The following is a 15,812-nucleotide window of genomic DNA, read 5'->3' as shown; positions in this document are numbered from 1 at the left end:
CTTTGAATGGGCCCTTCGGCCCTGGTGGTTAGCGGTCGCGGTTGCCGTCGGGCTGAAACCCGGCGATCCACAGGCGGCCATCCTTAAATGGGGTGAGGATCCCGCTGGGGCCGGGATGGAGGTCGCTGGTCTGGATGAAGCCCGAGACCCACGCGACACGAAGGGCCACATCGACGGCTCGGTCCGACAAGCCGGGGCGACTCACATTGACGACAAAGGGCTGGCTGGGCGGGTTTGGGCCGGCCGAGCGGCTGGCGCCGGTGTTGGGCTTGCTCGCAGGCACTCGAATGCCCACCAAGGTGTCCCGCCCCTTCCAGAGCGCTGATGTGTTCAGCTCTGCCGTATCGCCCAGGTCGTCGGTCTCCGTCACTGCAGCATTGGCACAGGTCCGGAAGGTCTCAGTGGTCGACGTTGAGGGGCTGGTCCAGATGCGAGCCTCGACCGTCCAGCAGGAGATTGACGTGCCCCATTCCTGGAACGTCAGGGCGACCCGGGGCCAGTCGAGCCGTCCTTGCTGGGCCAACTGGTGGTTGTCCGTCTTAAAGAGCGCGGGCAGCTTCCCGGCCCCGCTCACTGGTGTGTAGATCGCCTGGCTGCCGGAGGATTTGTTTCCGCTAGCCCCGGTGGGCTTCACGCCGATCATTTGGCCGCCAGCGTCCTTCAGGCTGCTGCCCAGCTGCCGGAAAAAGCCCGGCCTTGCGGGCGCAGGCTCAGTAGGAGCTGCGCTCTGTGCCCAGCCCGTGACACTGGGGGCGAGGGCAAGTGCGGCCAGTGCAGCAAATCCATTCAGTGCAAGCTTCATAGGAGACTCTCGTGATCCAGCGACAACGCTGTATCTGCCAATATGGCAGATATGTGCGTTATGATGCTAGTCAGTGCAGACTTGGAGGTCAGCCTCCAGTTAGATCTCCATGCCTGCATCCCTTCCCCCGGTATCCATCTTCGGCCGTCGCCTAAGGGCGGCCCGGCGCGTCGCGGGGATGTCGCAGGTCGAGCTGGGAGCCTTGCTGGGGATGAACGAAAAAGCCGCGTCTTCACGCCTTTCTCGCTACGAGCGGGGAGAGCGGGAGCCTGACCACGAGACGCTGGCCGCGTTGAGTGAAGCACTCGGGGTGCCGCCGGCCTATTTCCACGCGAGTTCGGATGTGCTCGCCGAGGTCATCCTGCTCGTGGCTCGCTTGCCTACAGAGCGACAGAAAGGTGTCCTCAATCTCATCAGAGACCACTTAGCCTCTCCGCCGGCATAGGCTGGCTTGGAACCAAGCTTCTCCTGTTCAGCAATTCACAAGTCCGGCACGCGCCTGGGCCGTTGGACGTCTCAATCAGCCAAGTTCAGTCGCTCGGACAACAGCTGTCGCGTGTCGTCGGGCGAGATGGGAGCACCGTATTCTGGGGCCAGTTCGGAACGAACAATCGGGAGGGGCAGTTCCCGGGCGCAGTGGAAAACTTGACTGCCAGTTCTGATCTGGCAGCGTTCATGACGCTCACTGAGGTAGCCATGGCGAAACTTGTGGCTTCTGCGGGAAAGGAGCTTTTGTCGACTGGCGGTTATGTGTTCTTTATGTTCTACGAGGTCAACGCGACGCCGTTCCTGCTTGTGGGGATGATAAAAGAGCGCGGAGCATTGAGCTTGTCCGCGGACATGGTCCCTACTGATATCCGTGAACTCGATTTGTCGAAGCTGGATCAAGCCGCGCCTATCAATCTTGCGAGGTCAGATTAAATCTTGGGGTCACTGGCATCATCTATAGATGCATCCGCGGCTACCGCGATCTCGGGGCCCTTGGAGGCACGATTGGCCCTCCATAGTGGTACGTTGATGTGTCCGAAAGCCACCTGAGAGAACTGATGACTCGCTTGCAGGGTAGGACCGTATCTGCCGCTCGCATCGGCGACCACGACATGCATGAGCGGTGCAAGTAACGGTAGTACAGCTACTGCGACATCGGGATCAATGAGCAACCATCCCGAAGGATCGTCTTGGACTCCTCTTCTTAGCAAGGGAAGTGCACGCTCGGTGTCGCCTGGAAGCGAATACTTCGTCTTGGAACGATCGCGTCCAAGTTCCTTCTTGTAGACCTCCCCAAGTTTGCTTAGTGGAACGCAAACCGGCTCGCCCAAGGTGTAGATGAGATAGTGAATCCAACTCAGGCCTCCAAGCTCTCCAACAGCAGCAACGTCCGCGCCGGGTGCCAGAAGCAACTTGTGAACCTCCTTAGACTGCTTGCGGACATAGGGTATCCCCTCGCTGAGCGCTTGGATGCGTCGACCGGTCTCAGCGAGCATGAATATCTGAGGGTCGCGCTGTGTTCCATCCTCAAGGTCTTTTGGAATCCTATTGAGGTCCGCATACCACTCAGTAGGCTTGACTCCACTGCCAGCGGCGATGCTCGACTTCTTGGCTTGGAAAATGATCAGGCGCGCATAGCCCTCTCTGGGAAGAAGGCACAGCGCAAAGTCAGCGCCGCTACCGGGCTCCGTGATCTTCATGTCAGGCCCCCGGTTTTTGCTGAACGAGCCCCACCAAATCGGGTTCGGCTCATCGTTATACAATCCGGACTGGCTGAGAAGGTTGCTCGAGGCCGCAATGGCACCCATAAAGACCCCAGTAAACGTCTCCTCATTTTCAGTGTTTACCCTACACAGCCCTGCCAATGTATCGACGGCGGCCGCGAGGGAGGCGTTGAGCAGAGATGGGCTTGTCATCCAAGAGTCCTCCAACGGGAAGACCCATAGTATGCCTAGTCCAAGGCGCTTATCGCGAGTCTCTCCAACGCGGATTCTGCCCTCGCGGCAAAGCAGAATCCCAACCGTCGGCCCTCCCAGATCTGATCAAAATCGCTCTGCCAGGTTTCAGGTAAGTGGTCCGTGGACGGAAGCGGAAGGTCCTCGAACATATCGTTTAGAGGTCCTTCGGAGGTGTCTGGATAGTTGGCTAAAGCACTCACCAAGACCTTGCGTTCTTCTTGGTTGGAACTTTCAAAGCGTGCAACGAAGCGCTTAACTTGACTCTCGATCCTTAATCGTTCGGCGGCGTAGTCCATCCACTCCAGCCATAGCGCCCCAAGCGATGGGAACCACCGTTCATCCAAGGGGAGATCTGGGGCGGACACTTTCCAGCCTCTGCTAGACCGGAGATTGACAGGACTAACATGCAAGCCGTATCGCGAGAAATACTGGGTCGTTTCTTCGGGGCTGGGTATCCGCATGGGGATCTCGGGGATGGGGTGTCGAACACTAAATCAGTTATTCAGATAGTCAATCCATGGGGCGGCCCCATGCCTTGGCTGCTAAAGTCCCGCCTACACAAGGATGGGGTCATCGACGCTGGGCGCTGTGGAGCGCCCTTTCCATTTTTGCACTCACCTCCAAGTTCCCTCCTTATGGATAGAACTTGCTTCGGTCCGCCAAGGCCGCTCGGAACTGTGCCGATTAGTGGGCTAGCGCCCGAGCCAACGCTAAATGCGCTATAAGTCTTGTTTTCCGAATATGGAGCCGCCCCTTGGCCCTCACAACTCTGAAATCGCTCAACGCCGAAATCAAACAACTGGAAGCCCAGAAGAAGCTGGTCGAGAAGCGCGACGGGGAGGTTCCGAAGGCTTTGGCTGTGCTGCAAAGATATGCCAAGGTGCTCACTCCAGCTCAACGCCGGCAGGTGGCCAAGATCATTGGGGAGACGGTTGACGCCCCATCCGGTCGCACTGCCGCTACGCCAAAGGGCCTACTGAAGGGACGCAAACTCGGTTCGGTCGCACCGAAATACAAGCTGCCGACCGGTGAGACTTGGACGGGACGCGGTCTGTCCCCCAAGGCCTTCTCTGCCTGGGCGAAGTCTGCGGCAGGCAAGGCTTGGGCCAAGGCCAACCCAGACGCGAAGTTCCCGCCCGCTGACGGTGGCAAGGTTGCCGCACCAGTGGTGAAGAAAGCCGCAAAGAAAGCCATGAAGGTGGCCAAGAAAGTCGCCCGAAAGACCGTTACGAAGTCCACCAAGGCCGCCTCTCGGAAGGCGGCGAAGAAGGCCTGATTGAGATCCCCCGGGTTCCGTGGAGGCCAGTAGGGTTTTAAGTCAGGCCGCCACTGCGGCGGCTTGACTGGCTAGTCGCCGATAGGAGTTTGCCTCAGCTTCAGCAGGCAGGATATAGCCGATGGGTTCCAGCAAACACTGCTCGTTGAACCATGACACCCATTCCAGCGCAGCCAGCTCCAAAGATTCTTTAGTCTTACAAGGTGCGCGGCGATGGATGAGTTCGGCTTTGTAGAGTCCGTTGATCGTCTCAGCCAAGGCATTGTCGTAGCTGCCGCCCCTGCTTCCCACCGACGGTTCCACGCCAGCTTTGGCCAACCGCTCACTGTAGCGGATGGAAACGTCTTGCGAGCCACGGTCGGAGTGATGCACCAAGCTGTTATCGCGCTCTGGTTACCGCGCCGTTTCCTGTTGTTCAAGGACCAGACTGCGCTCCGCTTCGGTGCGCGCCAACCTTCCGATCCAGAAAGTCCCGGATCACCGGAATGATCTCGTCCGCATGCGTCTCCAGCGCGAAGTGCCCGGTATCGAAAAAGTGGATTTCGGCATCGGGAATGTCACGCTTCCACGCCTCTGCACCGGCGGGCAGGAAGTACGGATCGTTTCGCCCCCACACGGCAAGCAGCGGCGGTTGATGCATCCGGAAGTAGGCCTGGAACGCTGGGTATAGCCGCACATTCGAGGCGTAGTCCAGCAGCAGGTCCAGCTGGATATCCGCGTTGCCGGGCCTGGATACATGCAGTCCCTCCAGGGTGTAGCCATCCGGCGCCACCAGGCTGGGGTCGCGCACGCCTTCCAGATACTGCCATTTGATCGCAGCGGCCGTGGGGAACTCAGCCAGGGCAGCACGGTTCTGCGCACTGGGATCGTTCCAGTAGGCGCGGATCGGATCCCACCCCTTCGCCAGGCCGTCCTCGTATGCATTGCCGTTCTGCGAGATCAGGGCGGTGATCCGCTCTGGATGCGCGCTGGCGAGACGCCATCCCACCGGGGCGCCGTAGTCGTGCACCACCAGCGCGTAGCGCTCCAGCTTCAGCTGCTCGGTGAAGCGCTGCAGGGTCGCGGACAGAGTGTCGAAGGTGTAGTCATACGCGCCACGCGAAGGTGCCTCGGTGTAACCGAAGGAGGGCAGGTCCGGGGCGATGACGTGGTACTTATCCGACAGCGCCTTGATGACGTCCCGGTACATGTACGACGACGCCGCGAACCCATGCAGCAGGAGCACGGTGGGGCCCGAACGGGGGCCGGCCTCCCGATAGAACACCTTGACCTCGCCCACCTGTTCGTAGCGGTACTGGACCTGGGCGTGCGCGGTGGCGGTGGCGGTGGCGGCGAGCAGTGCAGCCGTCGCGCCGAGTCGGGCGAGTGTATTCGAAGGGGTCATGAGCGTCATCTGTAACCGCATTGGAGTTGATTTGAAGGTTACGCATGGTGGTGGTAACCTGTCAACAACATTTAAAGGGGTTACGAATGATCGATTCAGCTCCATCCGCCGCGCTGTTCGTGGCCAATGATCTGGCGCTCGACTTCATCAACTCGGCCTACGGCCACAGCGCGGCCCCGGTGGACGTGCTTCAGGGCGATCAGGCGGCGATCGACTGGCTGGCTGCGGCGGGCGTCCTAGACGCAGGCGCGGTCCCCACCCCGAACGGCGTGGCGGCGCTGGCCGCCGCCCTGCGCGACGAAGCACGCGAACTGCTGGCGGCTGCACGGGCAGGGCGCCCGTTCCAGGCACCGGTGGTGAACAAGGTGCTGGAGGCTGGCCGACCGATCGTTCAACTTCAGTCGTCCACTGACGGTGCAGGCCCTTGCGTGGTCGAACGCCGTCGCGATGGCAGCGCAGAGAGCCTGCTGGAGCCCATCGCAGTGGCGCTGAGCCGGCTCCTCACGGGTGGCGACCTGCGGCACGTACGCGAGTGTGAAGCGCATGACTGCACACTGCTGTTCCATGACACGACCAAGTCGCGAAAGCGCCGTTGGTGCAGCATGGCGCTGTGCGGGAACCGGATGAAAGTGGCGGCGTTCCGGTCTCGCAAACTGAATCCCCCCGGGTTCCGTGGAGGCCAGTAGGGTTTAAGTCAGGCCGCCACCGCGGCGGCTTGACTGGTTAGTTGCCGATGGTGGTTTGCCTCAGCTTCGGCAGGCGGGATATAGCCGATGGGTTCCAGCAAACGCTTCTCCTTGAACCATGACACCCATTCCAGTCTCACGATCAAACCCTCGGCCTAGATAACACGCGACGGGTCATCGGTTTGATGCGCCTTGGCCAGTGCAAGCAGTGCAACGACGGGCGCCGCCACAGATGTGACGGTATTTAACGTGAGTCCCCTCATAAGCTTTTCCTTCCTCGCGTACAACCGTGTCGCGTGCGCTTCCTTAATGTTGCGAAGGCCGATGCGGCGCGAGCTATTTTCATTGGCCCCCAATAGTGCGGAGCGTATGGTGACCCGAGAATGCCCGAGCGCCGAATTTTACTTGAGCGAAAATTCGTCGCCTAGCGGCCGCTATTCCGGCTCGTGGCCTTGGCTCTGATGCACCCCCCCTTTGCCACGAATCCAATTCCATGATCTCAATCGCGATCCACAAATTCAACAGCTCCAACAGAGCCGGTGCTCCGACGGTCTCCTTGGCCTGCCCACTCTAGCGCAGCTTGAAGTAGCCAAACTGTCGCGCGATCAGCCGGAAGCGCAGGGACGCAGCCTTTTAACGCGCCATCCGTTTGCAATCACGCGCGTTACCGCTGGCCCACACCGCCGTGAGTGGGGGGCAGTAAGGCCGGTAGCAGGCTGAGCGCGACGCACGCCGAAGGTGGGTTTTGTGCTTACATCCAACGGTGAGTGTTACGGAGCTGCGCTCCGTCAATTAGCGACAAGATTAGTGGGCCAAGTCCGGATCTAGTGGTATAAAAAACTCCACCTTGCCGCAGTTCGTACAAGCGAAAGTTTAAAAGCGCTTCCGGTCTACCATGAGCTCCCCGACATTGCCGAGCAGAAATGGCCACACGTGAGTGCCTTCGTGCAGCCGCATTGTACCCAAGCACGTCATGGGTGACTGGCACCGGAGGCAGCTCCCGGGTGGATACCCGTGACTGCCACCGATCGATGGTAGGGATGGATCAAAGCCGCAGTGATTGCAGATGTCGCAGTCCTGGGGAACGGATCCACCGCATTTTTTGCATGACCAAAAAAGCATGTGCGCGCTCCTCCTAAGGAGTCGCGAAGGTATTTTGGCACTATAGGCTATTGCAAGGTGCCTCGACGCTTGGCAGCCCCGGCGTCTTGAACATTGCTCAGAACTATTCGGCATGGCATACAGTTCTTGGATGGTCTGACCATGGCCACCTACGTACTTGGTGCGTCTGGCGATAGCCCTGGGGCGGTATCCGGTCGGCGAGCCACTCGCAGCCACGCGGCCAACTCGGCGGCGACTCCGGGCAGCACGGTTAACGGTGCGCCGCCAAAGATGTGATCCGAGTGGCAATCCACGTCGTCTTCAATCCTTCGCATTGCTCGGTATGCGCAGAAGGCCTAGTTCACACTTGTGGCTGGGCGTCGCTGACGGAGTCAACATGACTATTTGCTTGGATAGCGAGGCAAATCCAAGAGGCCTTTAGCACTTTTGTCCATCAGGCCCTTCAATGTACTTCTGCTAAAGCTCACGAAGAAAAACTGCTTGTAGAATTTCGCCCACGGATCCCCGACCCTCAGCAGTTCAGGGATTCGGTCCCTACGCACTTCTGCAATGTGCAGTCGTTTTTCGTAGCTGCGGCGCAACTCTGGCAACCCGCCGGATGCGATGCCAATGGAGCGCAGGTGACGCGCGAAGCGAGTCCTTAACCATGCTGTCCTCTGGTCAGCCGACCGTTGTCCGTCACAGGGGAAAAGTTGTCTTTCTCCCTTCTGGGCCACTGCTGTGACGTAGCCCATGAATCCGGCGTCAAGCAATGACTGCGGCACAGGGATCTTCGAGTGCTTAGTGAAGCGTCTGCGACGGCGGGTGGATTCAAGATCCTCGAGGTGAAGATTTGAGCCTTCCCGGAGTGTGATGCAAGCCACTCCGTCACATTCCACGACATCCTCTACAGCGATGCGCGTGGCCTCCGACGCTCGGATTCCCATGCAAAGCGCGAGCAGAGGTGCCCAGAAGAGGAGTGGTTCGGTGGCCCACCGCTCGTATCCAGGCGACGCAAACACGTCCGAGAGCGCGCTATCGAGTGCTTCTATTTTGTCGTGGCGATCTTTGCTGCCTGACCCTTTCGAGCGGAATCGATCCCGCCTTGAAGTAGGCGCGTGCGTCAGTAAGCGTTGGTCGAGTCCTGGGATGACCTGGTGGCCATGGATGGGCGTGCTGATGATCATTGTTTAGCTCTCAAGATTTTGGGGAAGGGGGTAAAAGACACGGCATTGCTGATGATTGGTGGACCTTTGCCGCCGACAGCCGACAGCCGCCTGCAGCCACCTACATGCGTCATGGATAGAACTTGCTGGGATCCGACAACTGCTCGGCGAACTGGCCCTTTTGATACTTCGGAAGCTCCACGCTGGGCTTGTATCGCTTGATCGTGCGAATCTTCTTCTTCTTAGCCAGCGCCGGCTTCTTGTGGTAATAAGCTTCGTGCAGCACGGCGACCCGCTTGTCTGCTGAGTGCCCTGTGATAAGCGCAATGACTTCATCAGGAACGTCTTGGTGATGAAGCTCCGTGGCTATCGTGTGGCGGAACGCATGGAAGCCGACCCCCTTCTTGAAGCCCAAGCCCTTCAAGTAGGTGCTGAACTGGTTGAGCGCCGCTTGGCTGTATCGGGCGTTCGAGTCCCCCGTCTGGCGGTTGATGCCTGCCGACAGGTGGGGGAATAGCCGGGGGTGACCGCACTGCCGCATGTCCTCCACGAACTCCAAGAAGCCCGCATCGATCAGGGCTTGGGCGATCGGGATATCCCGGATTGCGGATTTGCTCTTAACACGCTGACGGCTACGGCCTCGGCTTTTGTGTGCCAAGTCCGGATCGATCGTGACCCGAATACGGATCCACCAGCTGTCGTCGATTTCGACGATGTCCGCCAGCTTGAGTTGTGCGACCTCATTGATACGCGCGCCGGTGTGGAGCCCGATCATGGGCATCCACCAGCGGTGCGGATACTTGCCCGCCCATGGAATAAAGTTTTCCGGGGCAAAAATTCGTTGGAGGTCCGCTTCATCGAACAGACGCTCTGCTTTATCCGCGTCTTCCGCGAGTTCGACCTTGAACTTCTTGAACGCAGCCATCGGTGAAGCGGGGATGGCATTGGCCTCGACCAAGCCTTTGAAGAAGGTGGACAGGAAGCGGCGATGCTTCTCGAGCGTTTTGGGTGCCAGTGGGGACACGTCGAGCTCCTTCCCTAGCGCGACTGCCTGGTCGTATGTGTAGTCGCGATACTTGGGGTCGGACATGAGCAATGGAGGAGCCCACCGCAGTAGCTCAAAGAGGCGATAGATATGCGCATGGTCGATGCGGGATACCGGGATGTCGCCGCAGGCCATCTTGAGAAAGGTGAGCGTGCGGAGGGTAGAGCCTGTGGTGTCCTTGGCTAGGCCGCGGTCGTCGCGAGACCGGACGTAATCGGCGATCTCTACCGACAGCAGGCGAGGGGCCGATGCGATAGGAAGTGGCTCGGGGTAGTGGGTGCGTCCCTTGCTGAGACGGTTACGGCGCTGACGATCGTCCGCTCGATCAAGCATTTCTTGAGCGCGGATGGCCGCCTCTCGACCGGTGATGTTCATCTCTCCAACGCGGAGATTTCCTATATGGACGTTCTTCAATTGCAGCGTGCCAATAGGGTGGAGCAGGTAGTCCTGGAGGTGCTGTAGTTCTGGGGCTGGCATTGCTTTGCTTCCATCGTTTCGATGGAAGTACCAATAAGCCGGCATGAAGAATCGTCAATACAAAATGGTCGGCGATCCTAACGTAGTAGACATCACGGACCTCTATTCGCTATTTGAATCCGAGCCAACTTGGTACTGGGCCGCGCGCCTCTTGTGATTCTATGTAAATCAAAGACTTGAGCTGATTTGGTCTGTCGCGTCATGGAGTCATTTTGGTACTGTTTAAATGGAATAAGCTAACTAAACCCACCTCATAATATGAACGCAATATAAATGGAGTGGGCGTCTTGTTAGCTTATGGGCACGTTTTTCATATGCTCGGCTTGCCACCACATGGTGGTGAGGAGAGCCGGCATGGCGAAGAACGAACAGACGGGCCCGAAGGCAGCGAAGGCCGCAAGTGACGTTTTGCGTGACGGTCGGACCGGCAGCAAGTCCAAGACGGCGGCGGGCTCTGCCCTGAGTCAGGCCCCTGACAAGGGCAAGAAGGGTAAGAAGTAGTTTCAGGGACCGGCACCGACTGGTGCTGGTCTTTTCGCGTGTCTGGACATAGGAGCGAAAATGACAGGGATTAGCTCAGCTGCACCGCGAACGGACCATAAGGCAAGAGTAGATCCGACACGCCACAAGTGGCCCGACGCTGTCCGCTTCATACCGTATTGGGGCGACCTCTACTGGGAGGGTCTGGACGGGGAACGTGTCCTGTTGCTGGGCGAGTCCCACTACCGGAAAGAGGGGTTGAGCGATTCGCTCGAAGTGACCCGTCCCTTCACTCAAGACCACTTCCGTGAGATGGCTTTGCCCGTGCGGAAGGACGGCGACGGGCCATTCTTCAAGGCACTCGACTTGGTGCTCGTTGGGCAGCAGGACTTCGACCTTCAGGAGGCGGCTGACTCTTGGAAGCGAGTGGCATTCATGAACCTCTCCCAGTCGTTAGCTGGCTCCCAGGCAAATCACAGACCGCGAAACGAAGCGCTGCGAGAGGGAAGCGACGTTTTAGTTAGGGACATCCTGCCAGTGCTAAAGCCGACCGTTGTCCTTGTGCTGGGTCGGATGACTTGGTGGTTCCTCAGTCATGGCCGACGTGAACCCGCCTTGAGTCCATTCATAGCGAAAGAGGTGAACCGGAAGAGCGGTCGCCGTCGATACGTCGAAGAGCGTGATGTTTGGTCCTTGGACTACAAAGGCGGCTCCGCCCTCATGAGCTGGGTCTATCATCCGTCCTGGAATGTGGACACTTGGCGTGATCGTTCAGCGGCGCTGCGGCATCTCATTGCGCTGTCGAAACGGGACTAGGGGGCCATAGGAAGGCTTTGGGGCGAGAGGACTATGCATGAGCGATTCACCCGAGTTGGCTAAATTGGTTCGAAAGACGGCGAGCAGTGGCAAGTTGGATTACGTCCCTGTGGTCGTGCTCAATGAGACCACGAAGTCCAAGCTCGATGTCTTGGGGTTGCTGATTCCGCACAGCGACCATACGGGCTTCTCCATCAAGCTCCAGGGCTACAAGAAGACGAAGTCCTCACCTTGGGAGGAAGATGAGCCCAAGACGATCAACCTGAGCGAGGTATCGACACTCAAGCTTTTCAAATACCTCCAGACCCATCTCCCTCTGACGCATCAGCGGGAAGCCGGTGAGTTCATCCTGATCAAGGTGGCCAACGGCGCGGTTGACCTTGTTGGACATGATCCGCAGTCCTTGGTGGGTGCATTGACCAAGGTCCTGTCGCACTCAGAGCTGGTCGAGCATCTCGCCAGCACTGAGCTGACCCACGAGCTGACGACCGCGCTCCGGGGCTCTATTCGCCTCAATGAGATGCGCTCGGCGGTCGCAGAACTGCGCTCCAGTTTGGGGAGTGGAGAGTCGGCTGAGCAGATTTACCAGGCGTGGTGTGAGAAGCACTGTTGGGCTTTCGGGAGCGCTTACGTGGTCCGCGACGAGGTTCGGGCAATCACCGCTGGAGACAACATCGATCTGATCTTGCCTAACGTCATTGCGGGATATCGAGACATCGTCGAGCTGAAGCGGCCGGACATGGATGTGCTGATTTACGACAAGGCCCACAAGAACTTCTATTTTTCTGCGGATGTCTCCAAGGCGGTCGGTCAATGCCACCGATACCTGGATATGCTTCACGACTTTGCTGACAAAGGCTTGCTCGACCACAAGGAGGTCGTGGCCTATCACCCGCGCGCAACGATCGTCATTGGGCGCTCCCATGATTGGAGTGAAGAGCAGCAGCGCGCACTTCACGGGCTCAATCGGCGGATGAACGGGATCACGGTCATGACTTACGACCACCTACTGGCTCAGGGGGAACGTCTGATAGACATGATGGTGCCGGCAGCAGATACGGGCGCAGGGGCGGCTACTGCGTCCGAGTCTGATGACGATATTCCTTGGTAGGCGACGGTGGGGTATAAAGAGCTTCTATTACCCAAAAACCGAGGTTCGAATGAGCAATCGACCGCATAGGGCAATCCCTCACCTTAAAGTTTGCGAGGGAGATCCTTCACTGGGGCACACTCCTTACATTGCTTTCGAAGAGTATCTGGATATTCCAGGGCTCGAGGATGCCGATATCCGGCTGGAGTTCAAAAGCAAGCCTCTACTGGCTGAGGTCGAAGACCTGGCGCGCCGTCTAAAGCGAGCTGGGCTGGTCTTTGTGGTCGAGCGCTCGTAACGGATCGCGGAGCGATCTGGTGAGCACTCTTGGTCGTGATCTTTCTGCTCTCGCTCTGCTGGGCAGACTTCATTGCATTCTCCTGCGGACATGGAATCGAGTGGCTACGCAAAATCCAAAGTGTGATATGCCCAGAGAGCTTCTAAGTTATGTCGCCGGCGCTTAGCGCGGCCCATTCACGCACCTTATGCCTTTTAAAGGATGAGCTATGAGCGCTGAAGGTGGCATGGAATTGCCGAAAAAGCTGGAAGAGCGGATGCGGCTGCGTTCTCTCAGGCCTGATCTAGAACCGTTGGCACAAGAGCTGTACGAACTATCGAGCGCTGGAAGTCGTGAGTTGTGGGCGGATCTTTCACCGGAGCGCCTCAAACAAGATGTTGGGCTACGTCAGAAGTTCTATGGCCTTGCGCATGAGGGTATGTATAAGGCCCAAGCTAAAATAATCAGCCGGGTGACCGACAAGGAGCCTCTTGACGTATCTGAGATACTGCTCTTTCGAGGTATCATGGATTCAATCGCCTGGGCGATGATTGGTGGGCAGCTTTGCTACGCCCGTCGTCTATACAGGGGTCAAAAACAGCCAAGCCTAGCCAATTCCAATTTCCAGTCCCTGGTGGCTTTCGCAGAGCAGATGCGTGAGCGCGAGCCGGGCAGCATGCCGCTGCTCTCTGACCTTACATCTTTCATCCAAGTGGGTGATGTGATGTGTGTTTCCCAAGATCGAAGGATCTCGATCGTGGAAGTGAAGGAAGGTGAGCACAACAAGAAGATCCTGGACATGATTGGCTTCTACCACCAATCCGGCTGTGAGAGGTTCAGGCATCTGATTCGTGATACGGAGTCTTCGAGCACTGCTCAGCAGTTTGAGAGAGTGCTGCGTCAGCATGCGCGAATGGAGTTCGTTGTGGACGTTATGAAAGATGGGTTTGCTCACGACCCAGACTCAGGCGACGCGGTGTCAATCCCTGAGCCGACCATTTTCGTCGAAAGCTGGGACGAGAACTTACAGGGAGTGATTGCTCAATCTCAGCAAAGAGGTTGGGGCTACGACGTTGTCGGGTCTATCTTTATGGCGGCCTATACAAATGAACCTTGGCGGAGAGCGGGTCATGGACTTTTCCTTTCGATTCTTGCCAAGGAAGGCGACATAGAGAACGATTTTTGCATCATCCGCTTGGCCGATTGCATGCAGAATCCTCTTGCTCCGCCGATCTTTTCAAGGTCGCTATCGACCGATGTCATGTTTGATGTTTTGTTTGGTCGGATGAATGTCTGTGTGGCACTCAGTATTCCGGGGCTCATAAGCGAGTGTGAGGAGGCCGGGATGCGTTTCAGGTTTGCAACAAAAAAAGAGCTCGCAGAGGCGCGGAAGCACAAGGCAGAGCCAGTGATCTACCAGGGCAAGGGGCTGATGTTCGAATTCGACGGTAGCGAAACAATTCTTCTTGGAGGTGTATTGCATCGCTGTCTTTTTCACGGACAACGACCTGCTTCAACAATCCTCGCAGTGCTAGAAAGTTCCAAGCTTCTTGATCCGATTAAGTGACCGAAGCGCAGTGGTGGATTGCTGGGAGACAAAGGATGGTCATGGTTGCCGAAAGCACCCGGGATCTGCGTTAATTGACGGGTCGGATAGTAGAGGCTGGCTTTCCGGGCTGCGTCCTGTCACGAGTTTTTTCCTTAAACGACGCTGTGGAGTTGAAATGGAAGATGTTGCCAAGATGGATGGATTTTCCAAGCATGAGCTGCCGTCAGTTGTCGCTCGCGCGGTCACAGGAGCCGGTCTTGATCTAAGGGATTTTCCGGATCTCGCGTTGCGGATCCTTAGCGGCGGTGCCGTCACTCCCCGAGGTAGTGGTGAGGATTCCGATTCGATTAGAAGTGTATCGGAGTGGGTGCTATTAAATCCTAGAGCCTCAGGTGGCATTCGCATTTCCCGGAATGCACTTAATCCAATCGCATTGGTGCAAGCGTTACTCCTGTCATCGTCTGCCAGCGTCTCTATCTCGGTTTGCATCTCGGCGCTACTAGCGCTTTTTGCGGCGTTTGGGGCGGCGATTACTCGCGACCAAGCTGCGCTTCTCGTCGCACTCAAGCGGCTTGAAGCAGAGGGTAGGGCTCGCACTGTGGTCGCAGTTGCGGGAAAAATGACCATTCTGGTGGGTCGTCCGATTTCGACCAAGGCCACAATCGAGATTGTGGAAGAGCTGCGACGGATCGGTGTTCAGTTCAGAGGTAATGGTGATGACGGTGGGGAGATCGTTTGCGAAGAGAAAAGCGTATTTTTGGGAAGTCAAGGGCCCTAGGTCCTCCCGCAATCGTAGGCTGCAAGATTTAAGTATCTGCCCGACGTGGTCGTCCGCCCCGGCTGCTGCGTCACCTCATGACGTTGGCAAATGGGTTTGGGCAAGACAAGGGACTTGGGGCGGCTTTTAAGGGGCGCCCCAAGTGAAAAGCGAGTGGGTGGTCAATTCAGTACCGGAGTAGGGGGTGAGGCTGTCAGCTAGAGCGTTGATGGCATCTGGCTCCAGCTTCTACCATCTAACTCCCGCCCGTTTTCCTTCTTTGAACGTCGAACTCCATCTTCGCCATGGGCTCCCCATTGCTTAAAGAAAAAGCTCACTCCCGCTGCGCAGCATTGCTGCTGAACTGATCGGGCCCAGCTGGGCCGCATCGGCCTGGCTCCATGGCCCGACTCCCCGCCAACGATGACCCAAGAAATCCCGTCCAGATCCAACGGACCAAGGTCCTCTAACAGTGGCTCCGCGGAGAGAAACCGAGTCTTTGCTTCAATCCGCCTCAGATGATTGATGCGTGGAACGCCGTGCTTCTTGTTTTCAACCGATGTTCCAACCCAGATGTGATCTGCTACCTGCTTGTCGCGCAGAAAATCTGCCATGCGGTCGGCGCGCTTGGTGAGGATTTGGTATGTATGCCAATTTGCTTCTTGCATCGTCTCAAAGACAGACTCGACGAACGCAGAGGGGACCTTAGGATGAAAGAGGTCGCTCATCGAGTTGACGAAATAGATCGTCGGCTTCTTCCTTAGCAGCGGCTCAATCAGCTTTTCATTGCGCAGAACGACCTTCTTGAACCCATGCTCGTAGCCGGGTGTTCCCATAGCCTGCAGGCGTCGGGCCATAACCTCGGCATAGCAGTGCTTGCATCCAGGCGAGACCTTCGTGCATCCAACAACGGGATTCCATGTGGCTTCAGTCCATTCGATGCGCGAGTTGGTTGCCATC

At 57.7% G+C, this 15,812-nt stretch carries 15 protein-coding genes and 3 pseudogenes; 10 read left to right on the top strand and 8 right to left on the bottom strand.

Features of this window, described 5'->3' with window-relative positions:
* Positions 1–28: 28 nt before the first annotated feature.
* A complete protein-coding gene (locus GQ674_RS14960) occupies positions 29–802 on the bottom strand; it encodes a hypothetical protein (protein WP_159497707.1) in 774 nt (257 codons plus the stop codon).
* Positions 803–911: 109 nt separating this feature from the next.
* Here GQ674_RS14960 and GQ674_RS14955 point away from each other — a divergent pair, with 109 nt between their 5' ends.
* Together GQ674_RS14955 and GQ674_RS14950 are read left to right on the top strand one after the other, a co-directional pair.
* A complete protein-coding gene (locus GQ674_RS14955; RefSeq protein ID WP_159497706.1) occupies positions 912–1,247 on the top strand; it encodes a helix-turn-helix transcriptional regulator in 336 nt (111 codons plus the stop codon).
* 62 nt (positions 1,248–1,309) lie between these two features.
* The gene (locus GQ674_RS14950) at positions 1,310–1,723 is read left to right on the top strand and encodes a nucleoid-associated protein (protein ID WP_159497705.1); all 414 of its coding nucleotides are present in this window, start codon (positions 1,310–1,312) and stop codon (positions 1,721–1,723) included.
* On the opposite strand, the gene GQ674_RS14945 is transcribed toward GQ674_RS14950, so the two are convergent.
* On the bottom strand, positions 1,720–2,706 hold the full coding sequence (locus GQ674_RS14945; RefSeq protein ID WP_159497704.1) for a hypothetical protein: 987 nt from the start codon (positions 2,704–2,706) through the stop codon (positions 1,720–1,722). The two genes, GQ674_RS14950 and GQ674_RS14945, sit on opposite strands and share 4 nt — an antisense overlap.
* Before the next feature lie 796 nt (positions 2,707–3,502).
* Here GQ674_RS14945 and GQ674_RS14940 point away from each other — a divergent pair.
* Positions 3,503–3,883, top strand: a pseudogene (locus GQ674_RS14940) (H-NS family nucleoid-associated regulatory protein); the annotation flags it as partial.
* A gap of 183 nt (positions 3,884–4,066) precedes the next feature.
* On the opposite strand, the pseudogene GQ674_RS14935 reads toward GQ674_RS14940, so the two are convergent.
* A pseudogene (locus GQ674_RS14935) lies at positions 4,067–4,426 on the bottom strand (IS3 family transposase); the annotation flags it as partial.
* Positions 4,427–4,439: 13 nt separating this feature from the next.
* Positions 4,440–5,417: an alpha/beta hydrolase gene (locus tag GQ674_RS14930; RefSeq protein ID WP_236546095.1), complete on the bottom strand. Its 978-nt coding sequence runs from the start codon at positions 5,415–5,417 to the stop codon at positions 4,440–4,442.
* Between the two features lie 77 nt (positions 5,418–5,494).
* Here GQ674_RS14930 and GQ674_RS14925 point away from each other — a divergent pair, with 77 nt between their 5' ends.
* Entirely contained in the window at positions 5,495–6,094 is a 600-nt protein-coding gene (locus tag GQ674_RS14925; RefSeq protein ID WP_159497702.1) for a CGNR zinc finger domain-containing protein, read from the top strand.
* Between the two features lie 8 nt (positions 6,095–6,102).
* Here GQ674_RS14925 and GQ674_RS14920 read toward each other — a convergent pair.
* The 3 genes and pseudogenes from GQ674_RS14920 to GQ674_RS14910 form a co-directional block, all read right to left on the bottom strand.
* Positions 6,103–6,228, bottom strand: a pseudogene (locus GQ674_RS14920) (IS3 family transposase); the annotation flags it as partial.
* A 1,368-nt stretch (positions 6,229–7,596) separates the two neighbouring features.
* The gene (locus tag GQ674_RS14915; RefSeq protein ID WP_159497701.1) at positions 7,597–8,382 is read right to left on the bottom strand and encodes a hypothetical protein; all 786 of its coding nucleotides are present in this window, start codon (positions 8,380–8,382) and stop codon (positions 7,597–7,599) included.
* 109 nt (positions 8,383–8,491) lie between these two features.
* Positions 8,492–9,883, bottom strand: a complete 1,392-nt coding sequence (locus GQ674_RS14910) for a site-specific integrase (RefSeq protein WP_159497700.1) — start codon at positions 9,881–9,883, stop codon at positions 8,492–8,494.
* A 354-nt stretch (positions 9,884–10,237) separates the two neighbouring features.
* Between GQ674_RS14910 and GQ674_RS14905 the strand changes: the two genes are divergently transcribed.
* The 6 genes from GQ674_RS14905 (at position 10,238) to GQ674_RS14880 (ending at position 14,873) form a co-directional block, all read left to right on the top strand.
* On the top strand, positions 10,238–10,384 hold the full coding sequence (locus GQ674_RS14905) for a hypothetical protein (RefSeq protein WP_201290298.1): 147 nt from the start codon (positions 10,238–10,240) through the stop codon (positions 10,382–10,384).
* Positions 10,385–10,444: 60 nt separating this feature from the next.
* Positions 10,445–11,179 carry a hypothetical protein gene (locus tag GQ674_RS14900; protein WP_236546094.1) on the top strand — a complete coding sequence of 245 codons (735 nt, stop codon included), beginning with the start codon at positions 10,445–10,447 and terminating at the stop codon, positions 11,177–11,179.
* A gap of 37 nt (positions 11,180–11,216) precedes the next feature.
* Positions 11,217–12,290, top strand: coding sequence for a Shedu anti-phage system protein SduA domain-containing protein (locus tag GQ674_RS14895; RefSeq protein WP_159497698.1), 1,074 nt, complete (start codon positions 11,217–11,219; stop codon positions 12,288–12,290).
* Positions 12,291–12,339: 49 nt separating this feature from the next.
* Positions 12,340–12,567 carry a hypothetical protein gene (locus tag GQ674_RS14890; RefSeq protein ID WP_159497697.1) on the top strand — a complete coding sequence of 76 codons (228 nt, stop codon included), beginning with the start codon at positions 12,340–12,342 and terminating at the stop codon, positions 12,565–12,567.
* 208 nt (positions 12,568–12,775) lie between these two features.
* Positions 12,776–14,113: a hypothetical protein gene (locus GQ674_RS14885; RefSeq protein WP_159497696.1), complete on the top strand. Its 1,338-nt coding sequence runs from the start codon at positions 12,776–12,778 to the stop codon at positions 14,111–14,113.
* A 157-nt stretch (positions 14,114–14,270) separates the two neighbouring features.
* Positions 14,271–14,873, top strand: coding sequence for a hypothetical protein (locus GQ674_RS14880; protein WP_159497695.1), 603 nt, complete (start codon positions 14,271–14,273; stop codon positions 14,871–14,873).
* A 197-nt stretch (positions 14,874–15,070) separates the two neighbouring features.
* Here the strand turns inward: GQ674_RS14880 and GQ674_RS14875 are convergent, their stop codons facing one another.
* Positions 15,071–15,811, bottom strand: a complete 741-nt coding sequence (locus tag GQ674_RS14875) for a phage Gp37/Gp68 family protein (RefSeq protein ID WP_159497694.1) — start codon at positions 15,809–15,811, stop codon at positions 15,071–15,073.
* Position 15,812 lies beyond the last annotated feature (1 nt).

It is taken from the genome of Stenotrophomonas sp. 364 (assembly GCF_009832905.1).
Taxonomy (GTDB): domain Bacteria; phylum Pseudomonadota; class Gammaproteobacteria; order Xanthomonadales; family Xanthomonadaceae; genus Stenotrophomonas; species Stenotrophomonas maltophilia_AP.
The sequence above is the reverse complement of the archived record's forward strand: the minus strand, read 5'-3'. Positions and strand labels throughout refer to the sequence as shown.